Origin of the sequence: Pseudidiomarina tainanensis (assembly GCF_004214835.1) — a bacterium.
Taxonomy (GTDB): domain Bacteria; phylum Pseudomonadota; class Gammaproteobacteria; order Enterobacterales; family Alteromonadaceae; genus Pseudidiomarina; species Pseudidiomarina tainanensis.
Genome location: NZ_PIQJ01000002.1, coordinates 283257 through 296821, shown reverse-complemented (window position 1 = coordinate 296821; position 13565 = coordinate 283257). Strand labels below are relative to the sequence as shown.

The window sequence follows — 13565 nt, the reverse complement described above, 5'->3', positions numbered from 1 at the left end:
TTGGCTGGGTAGTTTATACCTCGCTAGCACCGGTTTTGTTGATCGTCGTCAAGGTTTGCGCAAATTGCTGCAGGCGCGCAGTACGACTATTTTCCGGCAACCACACATCAATTAAATGCGCTCGATCAGGGTCAGCCCAAGCCTGTGCAAAGGCGGCCGCAAAACTTTGCTGGTCGTGTGCGCGTAAGCTGTGAATCCCCATGGATTCCGCCAGTTGCGGAAATTGCCAATGTTGCAACGCCGTGGCTTTCAGGGTTGGTGCAAACGTAGCAATCATGTCCCACTTGTGATTGTTAAATAGCACGACAATTGGGCGGCAGCCATAACGTAAACTATGCGCAAGCTCCAATCCCGTCATTAAGAAAGCGCCATCACCAACCAACACCACCGGTCGACGCTGGCTGGTAACATACACCCCAAGAGCCGCCGGAATCGCGTAACCCATCGACGCATAATAAGCGGGTGCCAAAAACTTGGATGGCGAGGCTTGTAACGAGGCAAACAAGCAATCACCGACATCACTGATAATGGGGACAATTGCTCGCTGGCGGCTCAGTTGCTGATGAATTTCACGAACGACGGTATCCGCACCAAAGTGGTCTGGTTCCGGCTGCTTGATTGGGGTTAAATCGCGGTGCTCAAATAAGGGTAGTGGCTCACTTGCAAGACGTGTGCAAAATAACTTCAAGGGCTGCTCTGGGAAGTTAACTCGGTAAAAGTGCTGTGAACGAATGAGTCGCTGATGCGCGCTAAAATTACTGTCGGTATATATCACGCCCATTGCAAGTATCAAATCAGCATCATCGAGCAGTTGGTGCGCACGGGTATTACTGGCACCGCAAAACACACCCCCATAGCAACTATGTTCTGGATCCACGCTGGCGCGCCCCAACAACGTGGTCACCAGCGGAATATTGAACTGCTCTGCCAGTCTTTCTAAGGCCAACTGCGCACCACTACGACGCACGTTCACACCGCTCAAAATGACTGGACGTCGCGCCGTACTTAGCGCGCGGACTAACTGCTGATAGCCAATTTCATCAATCACTTTTGGGGTGGGGTGAGCGTTCACTTTCACTGGCGCAATTTTAAAATCGACCGCATCACGTGGCACTTCAATAAGTACTGGGCGCGATTGTTGTTGGCACTGGTGGATGACATGTTGCAGCTGCTCTGCCACCGTCGCTGGATTGTCGAGACGAACTTGCGCGCAGGTTATTTCACTAAATACGGTGCGCTGTGAATCGATGGTTTTCGCTTGGTGATGAATTTGTAAACCTGAGGCAATTTCTTTGGCACTCGGGTAGCCGGCGATAATGATCAGCGGTACATATTCTTCGTAGGCTTGTGCCACGGCATTGACACCATTCAGTGCACCGGCACCGTAGGTTAGAGCGATGGCGGCCGGTCGATTAGCACAACGCGCAGCAGCATCGGCAGCGTAGACTGCAGCTGGCTCATGCGTTAAATAATAAAACGGCAGGGCGTCGGGTTGGTCCTGTAATTGCTGCAGCAATGGCAGAATAAAATCCCCAGGAATGCCAAACAGTTCGTTCACGCCGCATTCGCGCAAGGACTGCGTTAGTAGCTTACCTAGTTGCATCACCAAACCTCCCAAACAAAATCAGCCCACAAGTGTGGGCTGATTCATGCGGCAAAGTTTTGATGTGTATCAATAAGCTTACTGGTCTTGGTTCACCATCCACACCGCTGCTTCAACACGCGAGCGTAAGCCTAATTTTTTCAATAAATGCTTCACGTGTACTTTCACAGTGCCATCAGAAATATCGAGTTCTCGGGCAATCACTTTGTTACTCATGCCCTTAGCGATTAACTCAAGAATTTCGCGTTCACGGTTGGTCAACCCGTCCAGTTTACTGGCGGTTGGCGCAGATGGACGGCGCAATGCCGTGGCAAGTACCTCAGTAATCGCTTCACTCAGCACCATTTTGCCTTCAATGGCGCGTTGGATTTGATCGAGCAGGAGCTCTGGATCCATGTCTTTCAAGAGATAACCATCGGCACCGTTGGTAATGGCCGTGACAACATCTTCATCTGCATCTGAAACGGTGAGCATAACAATGCGCGAGGTCACGCCGTTATCACGCATGCGCTTAAGCGTTTCCAAGCCATCCATACCCTGCATATTTAAATCCAGGATAATCAAATCAGGGTCTAACTCTTCGGCTTTTACCAACGCGTCTGCGCCGTTGCTACACTCAGCCACAACCTCAAGGCCATCTTCAAGTGAAATGAGTTGTTTCAAGCCCTTGCGCAGCAGTGGATGATCATCCACAAGCATGATGCTAGCGGGGGTGTCAGACATGACAAGCTCCTTGTTTGTGTCACTTTTTATTGCGTTTGGTCAGTATTCTAAAGCACGTATTGTTACACAATGTTGTGCCACAAAGTACAGATTAGCGCAAACTATCCCCTTAGAGGTAGTTTCAGTTGCCTCTTCTGCGTTGCCCACTTATCACTCTCGCTGAATTGTTGTATTGCGTTGCATCACGCATAGTTCATAGCATGAAAAATACTAGGAGCTACCCGTGAATACAGTGCGCACATCATCGACAATCGACAAGCCAACAGCAATCAATTTGATTGTTGGCATGACGTTGTGGATGAGTCTCAGTGTGCTCGTGGTACAGCTATTTACGGTTGATGCTGGATTTGATTTTGCACAACTTTATCGTTTGCTGGCAATTTCTGGGCTCAGCGCAACAGTTTGCCATTTTGTCTTCTTCTGGCTGGGCGAGCGAGCCATGCAAGCGCGCTTCATTTACTTGAGCACCGCCGCCTTATTGCTGCCCGCCATCGCCATGATTTGGTTGCTTATGCATCCACCAATTTCATATACCGCGTTGCAATGGCTGGCTGCCGCCTGCGGTTTTGGCGGCGCGCAGTTCATTGCTTTTACCCGCAATGACAAAATTGACCAAACGGGTCTTGGTTGGACACTTGCCGTCAATGCCGGTATCGCCGGTGTCGGAATCGTCATTGCACAAGCGGCGTTACCGTTTCTTTCGAGTCTCAATTTATTTGGGGCGTCACCTTGGTTTACAGCGCACGGAAGCGGCGACATCGTAGGCGTTATTGCGCCAGGTGCGCCGCTTTATTTAGCGAATATCGGCTGGTTGATTATTGCTGCCATTGCACTCGCCACTATTACTTGGCAGGTTGCACGACATTCATTGGTAGAACAAGCGCCGCCACTTGGTACGCTGACGAATCGAACGCATTACCGGGCTATTTTACGCAACAAACATACTTGGTTGATGACATTGTTTTATGTCATGGCATTTGGTTCGTTTATTGGTTTCACCATTACCTTTCCGTTGAGCTTGCAAACCTTCAGTGCCACTTATGCTCCGAGTGCTTTAACTTATGCCTGGATAGGCCCACTGCTTGGTGTATTGGCGCGACCCTTTGGCGGCTGGCTAGCTGATTTGTTTGGTGGTGCCAAGGTCACGCTCTGGTGTGCGCTGGTGCTGGCGGTAAGTTGTATTGTCGCTGGCGCGATAACCTACCAAGCCAGCCAAAGCGCGATGCCAGAGCAGTGGTTTCTCGGTTACTTACTTGTATTTTTGATAATTTTTATTGCGACCGGCGCAGCCAGTAGCGCAATTTTTCGTAGTGTGAGTGTGGTCTTGCCGCTAGAGCAATTGCCACTGGCATTGCGTTGGCTCACGGCGGTGGCAACCGCAGGAGCCGCATATATTCCAGCGCTTTGGTACATCAACAGTACTCACGCCACCCCAGCTATTGCGTTGTTTGTGTTCGCGGCTTTCTATCTGTTGTGTGCAGTGCTCGTTAGCATCATGTATTTGCGCAACAACAGTGAGTTTTACAATCCGTAAACTTATGCCGGATATGGCTCGCTTTGCCGCTCTAAAATATATTGCGGGGTAAATTCAAAATACACACCAGTACCACCGACCTCGCGCCGCTGAATTGAGATTTTTCCACCTAAGTGACGACTCCGTTCCTGCATAATCGCTAGGCCGTAGTGGTTCAGTTTTTCTGCGTTTTCTGGGATACCAATGCCATTATCTTCAATACTCAAGTGAATTTTTTCCTGATTATCTTGCGATAACCGCACCACCACATCTGAACCCTGACTATGGTGAATGGTATTTTGACAGGCTTCACGAATAATCTGCAGCAGATGAATTTCCTCGTGGGGCACGAGCGGGGTGTTCTCTAACTGGTAGTCTAAGCGGAAGGCAATATCCGACTGTTCGCCAAACTGCTTCATGGTGGTTTGCAACGCATGCAGTAAACCAGCACCGTCGACTTTCAAACGGAACGTTGTTAATAACTCGCGTAACTGACGATATGCCGCATTTAAGCCCTCTTTCAACTCTTCAGCGACATCTTCAATCACTTCGCGGTTGTCTTTCTCAATGGCTTTGTTTAGTCGCGTGACCTGAATTTTCAAATAGGACAAAGCTTGCGCCAACGAGTCATGTAGCTCGCGCGCAATCACGGTGCGCTCTTGAATGAGCGCTAAACGGCGCACTTGCTCTTCTTCTTGCTTCAAGCTTAAGGCGACGGCAAGTTGGTCGGCAACAGACTGAATCAACTGTTGCTGCCAATCATTGAGTTGTTCCGACAGCGGACAACGGGCAACTAATACGCCATAGCTGTGATCTTCGCGTTCAATAGCAAAGCGATAAATCCGTTGATTATCTTGGATTGAAACGCCGGCACCAGCATTCACGCATTGGCTACAATCCACGCCCTCACAAGGGTCAAACGATGCGCCAATCGGTTGAACTTGTAAGTATGGCTTATTACCCGCTTCGGTAATCAAACAGAGCTCAATATCATCCACTTCGGATGCGCGCTTCAAGCCGTTCACAATCTCCGTAAAATCGTGATAGCCAGGTGAATGCTCAATAATCATGCGCGCGGTGTCATATAAAAACTGTAGACGTATGTTTGATTTTTGAATGGCTTTGGTTTGTTCGTCGACGCGTTTTTCAAGATTGCCATACATAAAGCCAATGGCTTCATTCATTTTATTTAAGGTACCAGCGAGCACACCGAGCTCGTCTTTCATCGGATGCTTCACTCGCGCGGTGAAATCACCTTGACCAATACGCCGCGCTGCCTGCGTTAATACCTCAAGTGGGTAGCGCACCCGCGTGCGTAACCAATAGAAAATCACAAAGGCCAGACCAATACTGGCGAATAAGCTCAGTACTTGAATAGAGCGAATCGAACGAATTCGGGTTTCGGCATCTTGCTGAATAGCCGTCACAAACGCATTGATTTGATCAATTTGCGGCTCAATTTCAGTCATAAGTCGATTCGCTGGTATCTCGCCGCTGTCAACGCGCTGTTGAAAGTTTTGCCAGCTTTCCTGCGTGGCGCGATATAAGTCCGTTAGAGCACTTTGCTCATGTTGGAAGCGATTAAATACATTATGATTCCAGCTTTCGCTCAAAGCTTGCGCCACTGCTTCCGCTTTTTCGGGCGAGTGCATAATATGCCAGCTGTACTGATAGGCTTGGTAACGCAACGAACCGGCAACGTTAATCGCTAGCGCATCATGGTCGGCTTTTTCAGACAGCCAATACGAGGCTAATAGCGTTAAGATGGTTAAACCCACCATGGCGCTCAAAGCAATACCAATTCGAGTAACAATAGAGAACTTATTCATAACACCTGCGTTGTTGCGGTTTGCACTTGCGACTGTATAGTTTAACGCCAAACCTACTAATGTGCGAATACGGAGTTGGGCATGGAACATGAGTTTTGGCATGAGCGGTGGCAGAAGCGCGAAATCGGCTTTCACCGACACGATGTACATCCATTGTTAACGGCAAACATCCACCAAGTGGCAACGCCTGGCACGACGGTATTTCTCCCGTTGTGCGGGAAGTCGCTGGATATGCACTGGTTACTTGAGCAAGGTTATCGGGTGATTGGTATTGAGCTCAGTGAGATGGCGATCAAAGAGTTTTTTGCGGAGCACAACATACCCTACCAAGCCGAAAAAGAAGGCCCTTTGGTTGCTTATCGGGCGGAGGGCTTGTGCATTTATCAAGGTGATTTTTTCGAGCTAACCGAAGCTCATTTGCATGCGATATCGGCATGGTACGATCGTGCCGCTATGGTCGCCTTGCCACCAACCATGCGCGCTAAGTACGCGGCCCATCTGCAAGAGATTTTGCCCGCTACAGCAAAAGGCCTGTTAGTGATGGTTGAATATCCCGATGGTTATTGGAAGGGCCCGCCGTTTGCGGTTTCTACCGACGAAATAATGGCAAGCTATAAGGCGAGTTATGCGATTGAAATATTGCCATTGCTACCAGGATTTACACTAGGCGGCGATGCCAATGTCACTGAGCGTGGTTATATTTTGTCGCCGAAGGCTGTCGATTAGAGCAGGCAAAAAAAAGCCCGAGACGGTTGGGAGGCCTCGGGCTAACATCACCGTGGAATTACCACGGACAACAACACAAGTTGTTACTTCACAGTGACCGGTTTTGCGTCCTCTTCAGCTTCTTGCTGTTTGCCGAACAGGCCAATAACAACCTGATAAGCCACTGCAAGACCACCGATGATAAACACCACGTCACCGACAGTACGAATCCAACGTAAGCTCTCAAGCAATGGCTGTTGCATGAATTCTTCGCTACGTGCGTACCACAAGCCTTCAGATGCCGATGCAAAGAACTGGATGAAGCCAATAGGCAACAAACTAGTGAACAGCATCATGCACAGACCAATGTTCATCCACCAGAAGGCGGTTTTCATGATCTTATCGTTGAATGCGAAGTTCGGACGAATGTAGCGCAAGATAAGTAGTACGAAGCCAATTGCTAAGAAACCGTACACCCCAAACAATGCTGCGTGAGCGTGAGTTGGCGTAGTGTTCAAGCCTTGGATGTAATACAGCGCAATCGGTGGGTTAATCATGAAGCCCAATACGCCAGCACCCAAGAAGTTCCAGAACGCAACCGCAACGAAGCACATCAGAGGCCACTTAATGCGTTGCATCCAATCAGCACGTTTCTGTAAGCTCCAGTTTTCCCAAGCTTCGTAACCAAGTACAACCAATGGTACAACTTCAAGCGCTGAGAACGTCGCGCCGACCGCCATAATTGGAGTTGTTGTACCTGAGAAGTACAAGTGGTGGAAAGTACCTGGTACGCCACCTAACATGAACAATGATGCTGAAGCCAATGAAGCGGCAGTAGCCATACGACGTGACACTAAGCCCATGCTATGGAAGATGAATGCTAACGCTGCGGTTGCAAATACTTCGAAGAAGCCTTCTACCCACAGGTGAACAATCCACCAGCGCCAGTATTCCATGATTGAAATGTGAGTACGCTCGCCGTAGAAGAAACCAGCGCCGTAGAACAAGCCAATCGCAACCACTGAAGCAGTTAATAGCGCCAGTAAGTTTTTGTCACCAGGCTGTTTGAAGGCGCCGACAACACCACGCAACATTAAACCTAACCAGAACACGATACCGGTGAACTTACCAATCTGCCAGAGACGGCCTAAGTCGACGTACTCATAGCCTTGGTGACCCAACCAGAAGTTAAGGTTTTCAGGCATGATTTGCGCGATAGCTAAGTAGTTACCGATGAATGAACCGGCGACAACCACAACCAATGCCCAGAACAAGATATCGACACCGAGTTTTTGGTATTTCGGATCTTTGCCACCGTTGATAATCGGAGCAAGGAACAATCCTGCAGCCAAAAAGCCAGTTGCAATCCAGAATAGTGCGGCCTGAATGTGCCAGGTACGTACCAGTGAGTATGGGAACCACTGCGATACGTTGATGCCATAGAACTCTTGGCCTTCAACGGTATAGTGGGCGGTGAAACCACCGAGGAAAATTTGCACAATAAACAGCGCCATGACCAAGAACAGGTATTTACCCAGTGCTTTTTGTGACGGTGTTAAGTTAACCAAGCTAATTGGATCTTTTTTCGGTGCTTCAGGCTCTTCTTCGTCATGGTCACGCAAGAACGCCCAAGCCCAAATCAAGCCACCAACACCGGCGATCAATAAGATAATTGAAACCAAAGACCAAATGATATTTTCTGCACTTGGTTTGTTATCAATTAACGGCTCATGTGGCCAGTTGTTGGTATAAGTGACGTCACTATCAGGACGCTCGGTTGCCGCTGCCCACGCAGTCCAGAAGAAAAACTGAGTCATTACTTCGCGACGCTCTGCGCTTGGTAATGTGTTTTCTTTCATGGCATAGCTTTCACGGGTACTACGCAGTGACAAGTCATCGCTGAACAAACGGCTGTAGTATTCAGCGGTTTGTGCAATGGCTTCAGCTCGCACCGCATCAACGGTCAGCGTATCGGTTGCCGCATTGTATTGTGGGTTACGATAGGTTTGTTTCAACTCAAACTGCAGCGCGTTCTGTTGTGCCGCAGTTAAGCTTTCATAGCTTTGACCATATTGGTTTTGCGCAGATATTTCTAACCAGGCTAACAATTCGCGGTGCAACCAGTCAGCTGTCCAGTCCGGTGCTTGATAGGCGCCATGACCCCAAATTGAGCCCAATTGCATACCACCGACCGACTGCCAAGCAGTTTGACCATCAAGGATCGTCTCTTCCGTCATCAGTACTTGACCCGATTCGGTCACCACTTGATCCGGAATAGGCGGAGCGACACGGTAAACTTCTTTACCGAAATAACCGAGGACACCAAAGGTAATTGCCAAAATGGCAATCAGTATCCACCATAACTTTTTATAACCGGCCATGTGGCACCTCCGGCTGTTGATGTTGTTGCATTGTTGATTCTCCCTTTAATCACGTTTGCGCTGTGTTACGAATGGGTTGCGCACACGTCGATTGTCTAGCAAGCCCCGTGCCAAGTTTTATCTCACTGAAATAGCACGGTTATTCAAATCTACTGGGTTAAATCAACCCAATTCGTCAGCGGTCATTTCAACCGCGTCGGTAGAAATTACCCGCGTATAGAATGGCAAAGCCTTCGTCCATTAGAAATTGAGCTAAAGAGGTAAATTAAAGGAATGTTTGGGGTATACCCATTGGAGGTAGTTTTTATTGATCTGGATCAAAGCAGCATTGTGCGCCGAGACTATGCTGAAACACAATATATAGTTATTTAATAATAACCTTACACAATATATAGGTATTTCATGTTGCGATACAGTGCTGAACAGGTGGTATTTCAGGAGGTTCCTGGAGAGGTTTCCCTTGCCTATACCATCACCGGCTGTCCAGTGGGATGCAAAGGGTGCCACAGCGTCGACAGTTGGCCAGTTGGTAGCGGCGAGACGCTCACTACCGACTACTTCGCGGCGCGTTTGGCACAGTATCGCAACCTGATTACCTGCGTTTTGTTTCTCGGCGGTGAATGGCAGCCAGAAGCATTGATTGAATTGCTTAAATTAAGCCGAGATGCCGGTCTCAAAACTTGTTTATACACCGGTTATGACGATGTGTCGCTGGCGCTTAAACAACAATTGACCTATCTCAAAACGGGGCCGTGGATTGCTGAGCTAGGTGGTTTAGATAGCCCCACCACCAACCAGAAGTTTTATGACTTACGCAATCAACAACTACTGAATTGCCGGTTTATCACGACGTAACCGGATACATCAATAAAAACATGGAGAAGAACAATGCTGCGCTTACACCCAGAACAAGTTGACGCGAAAATGGATTTCATCAAGCAGTATTTGGCTGCCCAAAATGCTGCGGATGGTTCAAAAATGGATGCCAATGCGAACGTTACCCAGAAAAATATTGCGACCCTTGAAGCGGAATTGATGAAGGACTTTTTCGTGCAAGTAAACCGCAAACAAGTGAGCTCGAAAATTGGTGAGTTGTTCGGCGCTGATCTCGCCCAAGAATATATTCGTCAAATTGAAGATCACGAAATTTACGTCCATGACGAAACCAGTTTGAAGCCGTACTGTGTGTCGGTCACCATGTATCCGTTTTTACGCGATGGTTTGACGAAGCTAGGCGGAGAATCAAAAGCTCCGAAGCATCTCGAAAGCTTCTGCGGTACCTTTGTCAATTTCGTTTTTGCGGTGAGTTCACAGTTTGCTGGCGCCGTTGCGACGGTTGAATTTTTGGCGTACTTCGACCATTTTGCGCGCCGCGACTACGGGGATAATTACCTAGAAACTCACCGTCACGAAATCGAAAATCACCTACAACATGTGGTTTACGCGTTGAACCAGCCGGCGGCGGCACGCGGTTATCAAAGTGTATTCTGGAATATTTCTGTGTACGACCAACACTACTTTGACAGTATGTTCGGTGACTTCGTGTTCCCTGATTTTAGCAAAAGCAGTTGGGAATCTGTCAGCAAACTGCAAGACTTCTTCTTGCATTGGTTTAACGAAGAGCGCAAGAAAACAATTCTGACGTTCCCTGTGGTGACCGTGGCCATGTTAACTGACAATGGCCAATGCAAAGACCAACAATTTGCCCGTCATATTGCACATGAGCTTGCCGACGGTAACTCGTTCTTTGTCTACTTATCGCCAAACGCTGACTCTCTTGCTTCATGCTGCCGTTTGCGCAGTGAGATTGCCGACAACACTTTTAGCTATACCCTGGGGGCAGGCGGCGTTGCCACTGGCTCGATTAATGTAATTACCATCAATATGAACCGCTTAGTGCAAGACGGCCGTGACCTCAATACCGAAATTGAAAAAATTCATAAATACCAAGTGGCGTACCGTCGCATCATGGAAGAGTACAAAGCTGCAGGCTTGCTCACCGTATATGACGCGGGCTTTATCTCGCTGGACAAACAGTTCTTAACCATTGGCATCAATGGCATGGTCGAAGCGGCCGAATCACAAGGTTTAGTGGCCAGTAATAACCGCGAATACATTGAATTCGTGCAGCGTCATTTGAAAGTGATTTACGATGCCAACAAACGGGCGAAGCAAGAATACGGTTACATGTTCAACACCGAGTTTGTCCCAGCTGAGAATCTTGGCGTGAAAAATGCGAAGTGGGACCGTGAAGATGGCTACTTTGTCCCGCGTGATTGCTACAACTCCTACTTCTATGTGGTGGAAGATGAGCAAACCAATTCACTGGATAAATTCGTGATGCACGGCAATGAGTTGATTGAGTTCTTAGATGGTGGCTCTGCGCTACACTTGAACCTCGATGAAAAACTAACGGAAGACGGTTATTTATCGATGCTCAATATTGCCGCTACCACCGGTTGCAACTACTTCTGCATCAACGTCAAAATTACCATCTGTAATGAGTGCGAGCACATCGACAAACGGACGTTATGTGAGTGTTCATCATGTGGCTCAGAAGATGTGGATTACGGTACTCGCGTGATCGGTTATTTGAAGCGAGTATCCTCATTTAGCCAAGGGCGTCGTAAAGAACATCAAGTGCGTCATTATCACCGTAAACAGCAGGACACCAGTATTGCTGGGGCGCGTGCGCACGCAAATGCGCTGAAGCAAGCCAGTTAGGCTTGCTTTAAATCAACGCTCAAATAAGCGCTACGTTACACCACTTTGGAGTAACGTGGCGCGGTTGCAGCATCATCCAAGTACGCATCAAAACAGGCACAGATACTACGCACCCATAAGCGACCTAATGGGGTCACGGTCAAGCGCTGGTCGTTTAATTCAACCAAACTATCTTCTACGAATGGTGCCAATTTTCGCTTCGCATCGGCGAAGTAAGACCAAAAATCGTCGATCTTCCATTCTTTTGCGAATGCCTCAATGTCGAGATCAAAATGGCAAATAACTTGTGAAATCAGTGCCGCGCGTAAGCGGTCATCAGCGTTTAACTCAAATCCTTTCACAATCGGCAACGTGCCGTTATCAATTGCCTTGTAATACGACGGTAGCTCTTTCACGTTTTGCCACAACACGCCATCAATTTGGCTAATCGACGAAGCACCGATACCCAGCAAGGCATCTTGTCCAGACGTGGTGTAGCCCTGGAAGTTACGTTGTAATTCGCCACGTTGTTGCGCTTGCGCCAGGGTATCGTCCGTTTTAGCAAAGTGGTCCATGCCAATGAACTGATAGCCCGCTGCGGTAAATTTGGTGATACCTAACTGCAGTAATTCCAGCTTAATAGGAGCCGTTGGCAGACTTGATTCGTCTATTTTACGCTGCCCAGCAAAGCGCGATGGCAAATGCGCGTAGCTGAACAGTGACACGCGGTCGGGATTAAGTTCAATCACTTGGTCAATCGATGCCGCGAAGGTTTCAGGACGCTGATACGGCAGGCCATAGATTAAATCCAGATTAATTGAACGGAAGCCAAGCTCCTTGCTCAGTGCCACTTGGTGTTTGATCATGTCGGTGTCTTGCACGCGGTTAATGGCAATTTGCACTTTCGTATCAAAATCTTGTACGCCATAACTCACGCGGTCGAAACCCAGTTGGCGCAAATGCCGCAGCTTGTCGTCGCTACAACTGCGCGGATCAATCTCAATGGACCATTCCGCATTGTCGGTAAAGCGAAAGTGCTCATGCAATAAGTCCATCAAGCGTGACAGTTGGGTTTCGCTTAAGAATGTTGGCGTACCGCCGCCCATATGTACCGACTCAAACTTACGGTGACCCAACAAAGCGCTGTACATCGCCATTTCTTTCGCTAGGTAGTCCAAGTAAATGTCGGCTTTATGCTGGTGGCGGGTGATGACTTTGTTGCAACCGCAGTAATAGCAAAGCTTTATACAGAACGGTAAATGAATATATAAACTCAACTCATCAGGGGCGTTAGCAAGCGTGCGCTCCATGGTGCTCAACGGGAACTGATTATGCAGCGCCAAGGCGGTTGGATACGACGTATATCGTGGTCCGTTGATATTGTATTTGTCGATGAGCTCTTGGCTCCAAACAATTTGGTTTGCGTGGTTAGTCATGCGAACACCCCGTGGGGAAACCCCTTACTGATGAATATCTGAGCGCAGTTTATATGATGCGGATCAAAAATTTGATACATCTGAAGGGGTATAAGGACCGCGAATTGTCGCGGCAGTTAGCGCAATTCGGGCTTTGCTAAAATCAGGCTAGCGGTTTCTTGGGTGGCTCGATATAGCGTGCTAGGCAGACGCCCCTCGAGCTCAATTGTATCGAGTAAATTTTTCACCGATAAGCCGAGTTCAGTGTCGCCTTTGATAAGTAATTTGCGCCGGAAAAACAGGGTGTCAGGGTCCACTTGACCACTCATCAGCAATACCAGCGAGGCGCTATTTCCGCGCATCGTAACAGCTGCTTGTTGCGGTTTTACCGTTACTTTCAGACGCATGGTGTGCGGGCTCGCAATGGCGGTGACATAAAATACTAAGCTGAGATCAGGAACTTCAATTTGTACCCATTGACCCACTAAAAATTGGAGTTTTTGGTGTTGTAACTCTGGCTTTAATACGTGGTTCAAAATTGCCCCAAGCACTTGTTCTGACAAGGGTTTGGGTACAATGTGCAGAGCGCTATTCAAACCTCTCATTAGCTGCTGCCAGTGATCTACTACTTTTGGGATAACCATAAGTTGCCGTCCATTAATGTCCCGGAAAATATTCATCGGATTATAATAC

At 48.3% G+C, this 13565-nt stretch carries 10 protein-coding genes; 4 read left to right on the top strand and 6 right to left on the bottom strand.

Annotated elements, in window-relative coordinates:
* Nucleotides 1–13 precede the first annotated feature (13 nt).
* Nucleotides 14–1603: a thiamine pyrophosphate-binding protein gene (locus tag CWI82_RS09940; RefSeq protein ID WP_092857515.1), complete on the bottom strand. Its 1590-nt coding sequence runs from the start codon at nt 1601–1603 to the stop codon at nt 14–16.
* A gap of 78 nt (nt 1604–1681) precedes the next feature.
* Complete coding sequence (gene narL / locus CWI82_RS09935; RefSeq protein WP_092857513.1) at nt 1682–2326, bottom strand: two-component system response regulator NarL; 645 nt, start codon at nt 2324–2326, stop codon at nt 1682–1684.
* Nucleotides 2327–2549: 223 nt separating this feature from the next.
* Here narL and CWI82_RS09930 point away from each other — a divergent pair, with 223 nt between their 5' ends.
* The gene (locus tag CWI82_RS09930) at nt 2550–3860 is read left to right on the top strand and encodes a hypothetical protein (protein ID WP_130203421.1); all 1311 of its coding nucleotides are present in this window, start codon (nt 2550–2552) and stop codon (nt 3858–3860) included.
* Between the two features lie 2 nt (nt 3861–3862).
* Here CWI82_RS09930 and CWI82_RS09925 read toward each other — a convergent pair whose 3' ends face one another.
* A complete protein-coding gene (locus tag CWI82_RS09925) occupies nt 3863–5668 on the bottom strand; it encodes an ATP-binding protein (protein WP_130203420.1) in 1806 nt (601 codons plus the stop codon).
* 81 nt (nt 5669–5749) lie between these two features.
* On the opposite strand from CWI82_RS09925, the gene tmpT reads away from it, so the two are divergent.
* Nucleotides 5750–6394, top strand: a complete 645-nt coding sequence (tmpT, locus tag CWI82_RS09920; protein WP_092857507.1) for a thiopurine S-methyltransferase — start codon at nt 5750–5752, stop codon at nt 6392–6394.
* An 83-nt stretch (nt 6395–6477) separates the two neighbouring features.
* Here the strand turns inward: tmpT and CWI82_RS09915 are convergent, their stop codons facing one another.
* A complete protein-coding gene (locus CWI82_RS09915; protein WP_130203419.1) occupies nt 6478–8754 on the bottom strand; it encodes a nitric-oxide reductase large subunit in 2277 nt (758 codons plus the stop codon).
* 402 nt (nt 8755–9156) lie between these two features.
* Here CWI82_RS09915 and nrdG point away from each other — a divergent pair, with 402 nt between their 5' ends.
* A complete protein-coding gene (gene nrdG, locus CWI82_RS09910; protein WP_130203418.1) occupies nt 9157–9609 on the top strand; it encodes an anaerobic ribonucleoside-triphosphate reductase activating protein in 453 nt (150 codons plus the stop codon).
* A gap of 33 nt (nt 9610–9642) precedes the next feature.
* Nucleotides 9643–11478 carry an anaerobic ribonucleoside-triphosphate reductase gene (gene nrdD, locus CWI82_RS09905; protein WP_092857501.1) on the top strand — a complete coding sequence of 612 codons (1836 nt, stop codon included), beginning with the start codon at nt 9643–9645 and terminating at the stop codon, nt 11476–11478.
* Between the two features lie 35 nt (nt 11479–11513).
* Here nrdD and hemN read toward each other — a convergent pair whose 3' ends face one another.
* Together hemN and ubiT are read right to left on the bottom strand one after the other, a co-directional pair.
* Complete coding sequence (gene hemN / locus CWI82_RS09900; protein ID WP_130203417.1) at nt 11514–12893, bottom strand: oxygen-independent coproporphyrinogen III oxidase; 1380 nt, start codon at nt 12891–12893, stop codon at nt 11514–11516.
* Between the two features lie 116 nt (nt 12894–13009).
* Nucleotides 13010–13477 (bottom strand): ubiquinone anaerobic biosynthesis accessory factor UbiT, encoded by a 468-nt coding sequence (gene ubiT / locus CWI82_RS09895; protein WP_165383921.1) that lies wholly within the window; start codon nt 13475–13477, stop codon nt 13010–13012.
* Nucleotides 13478–13565: the final 88 nt, after the last annotated feature.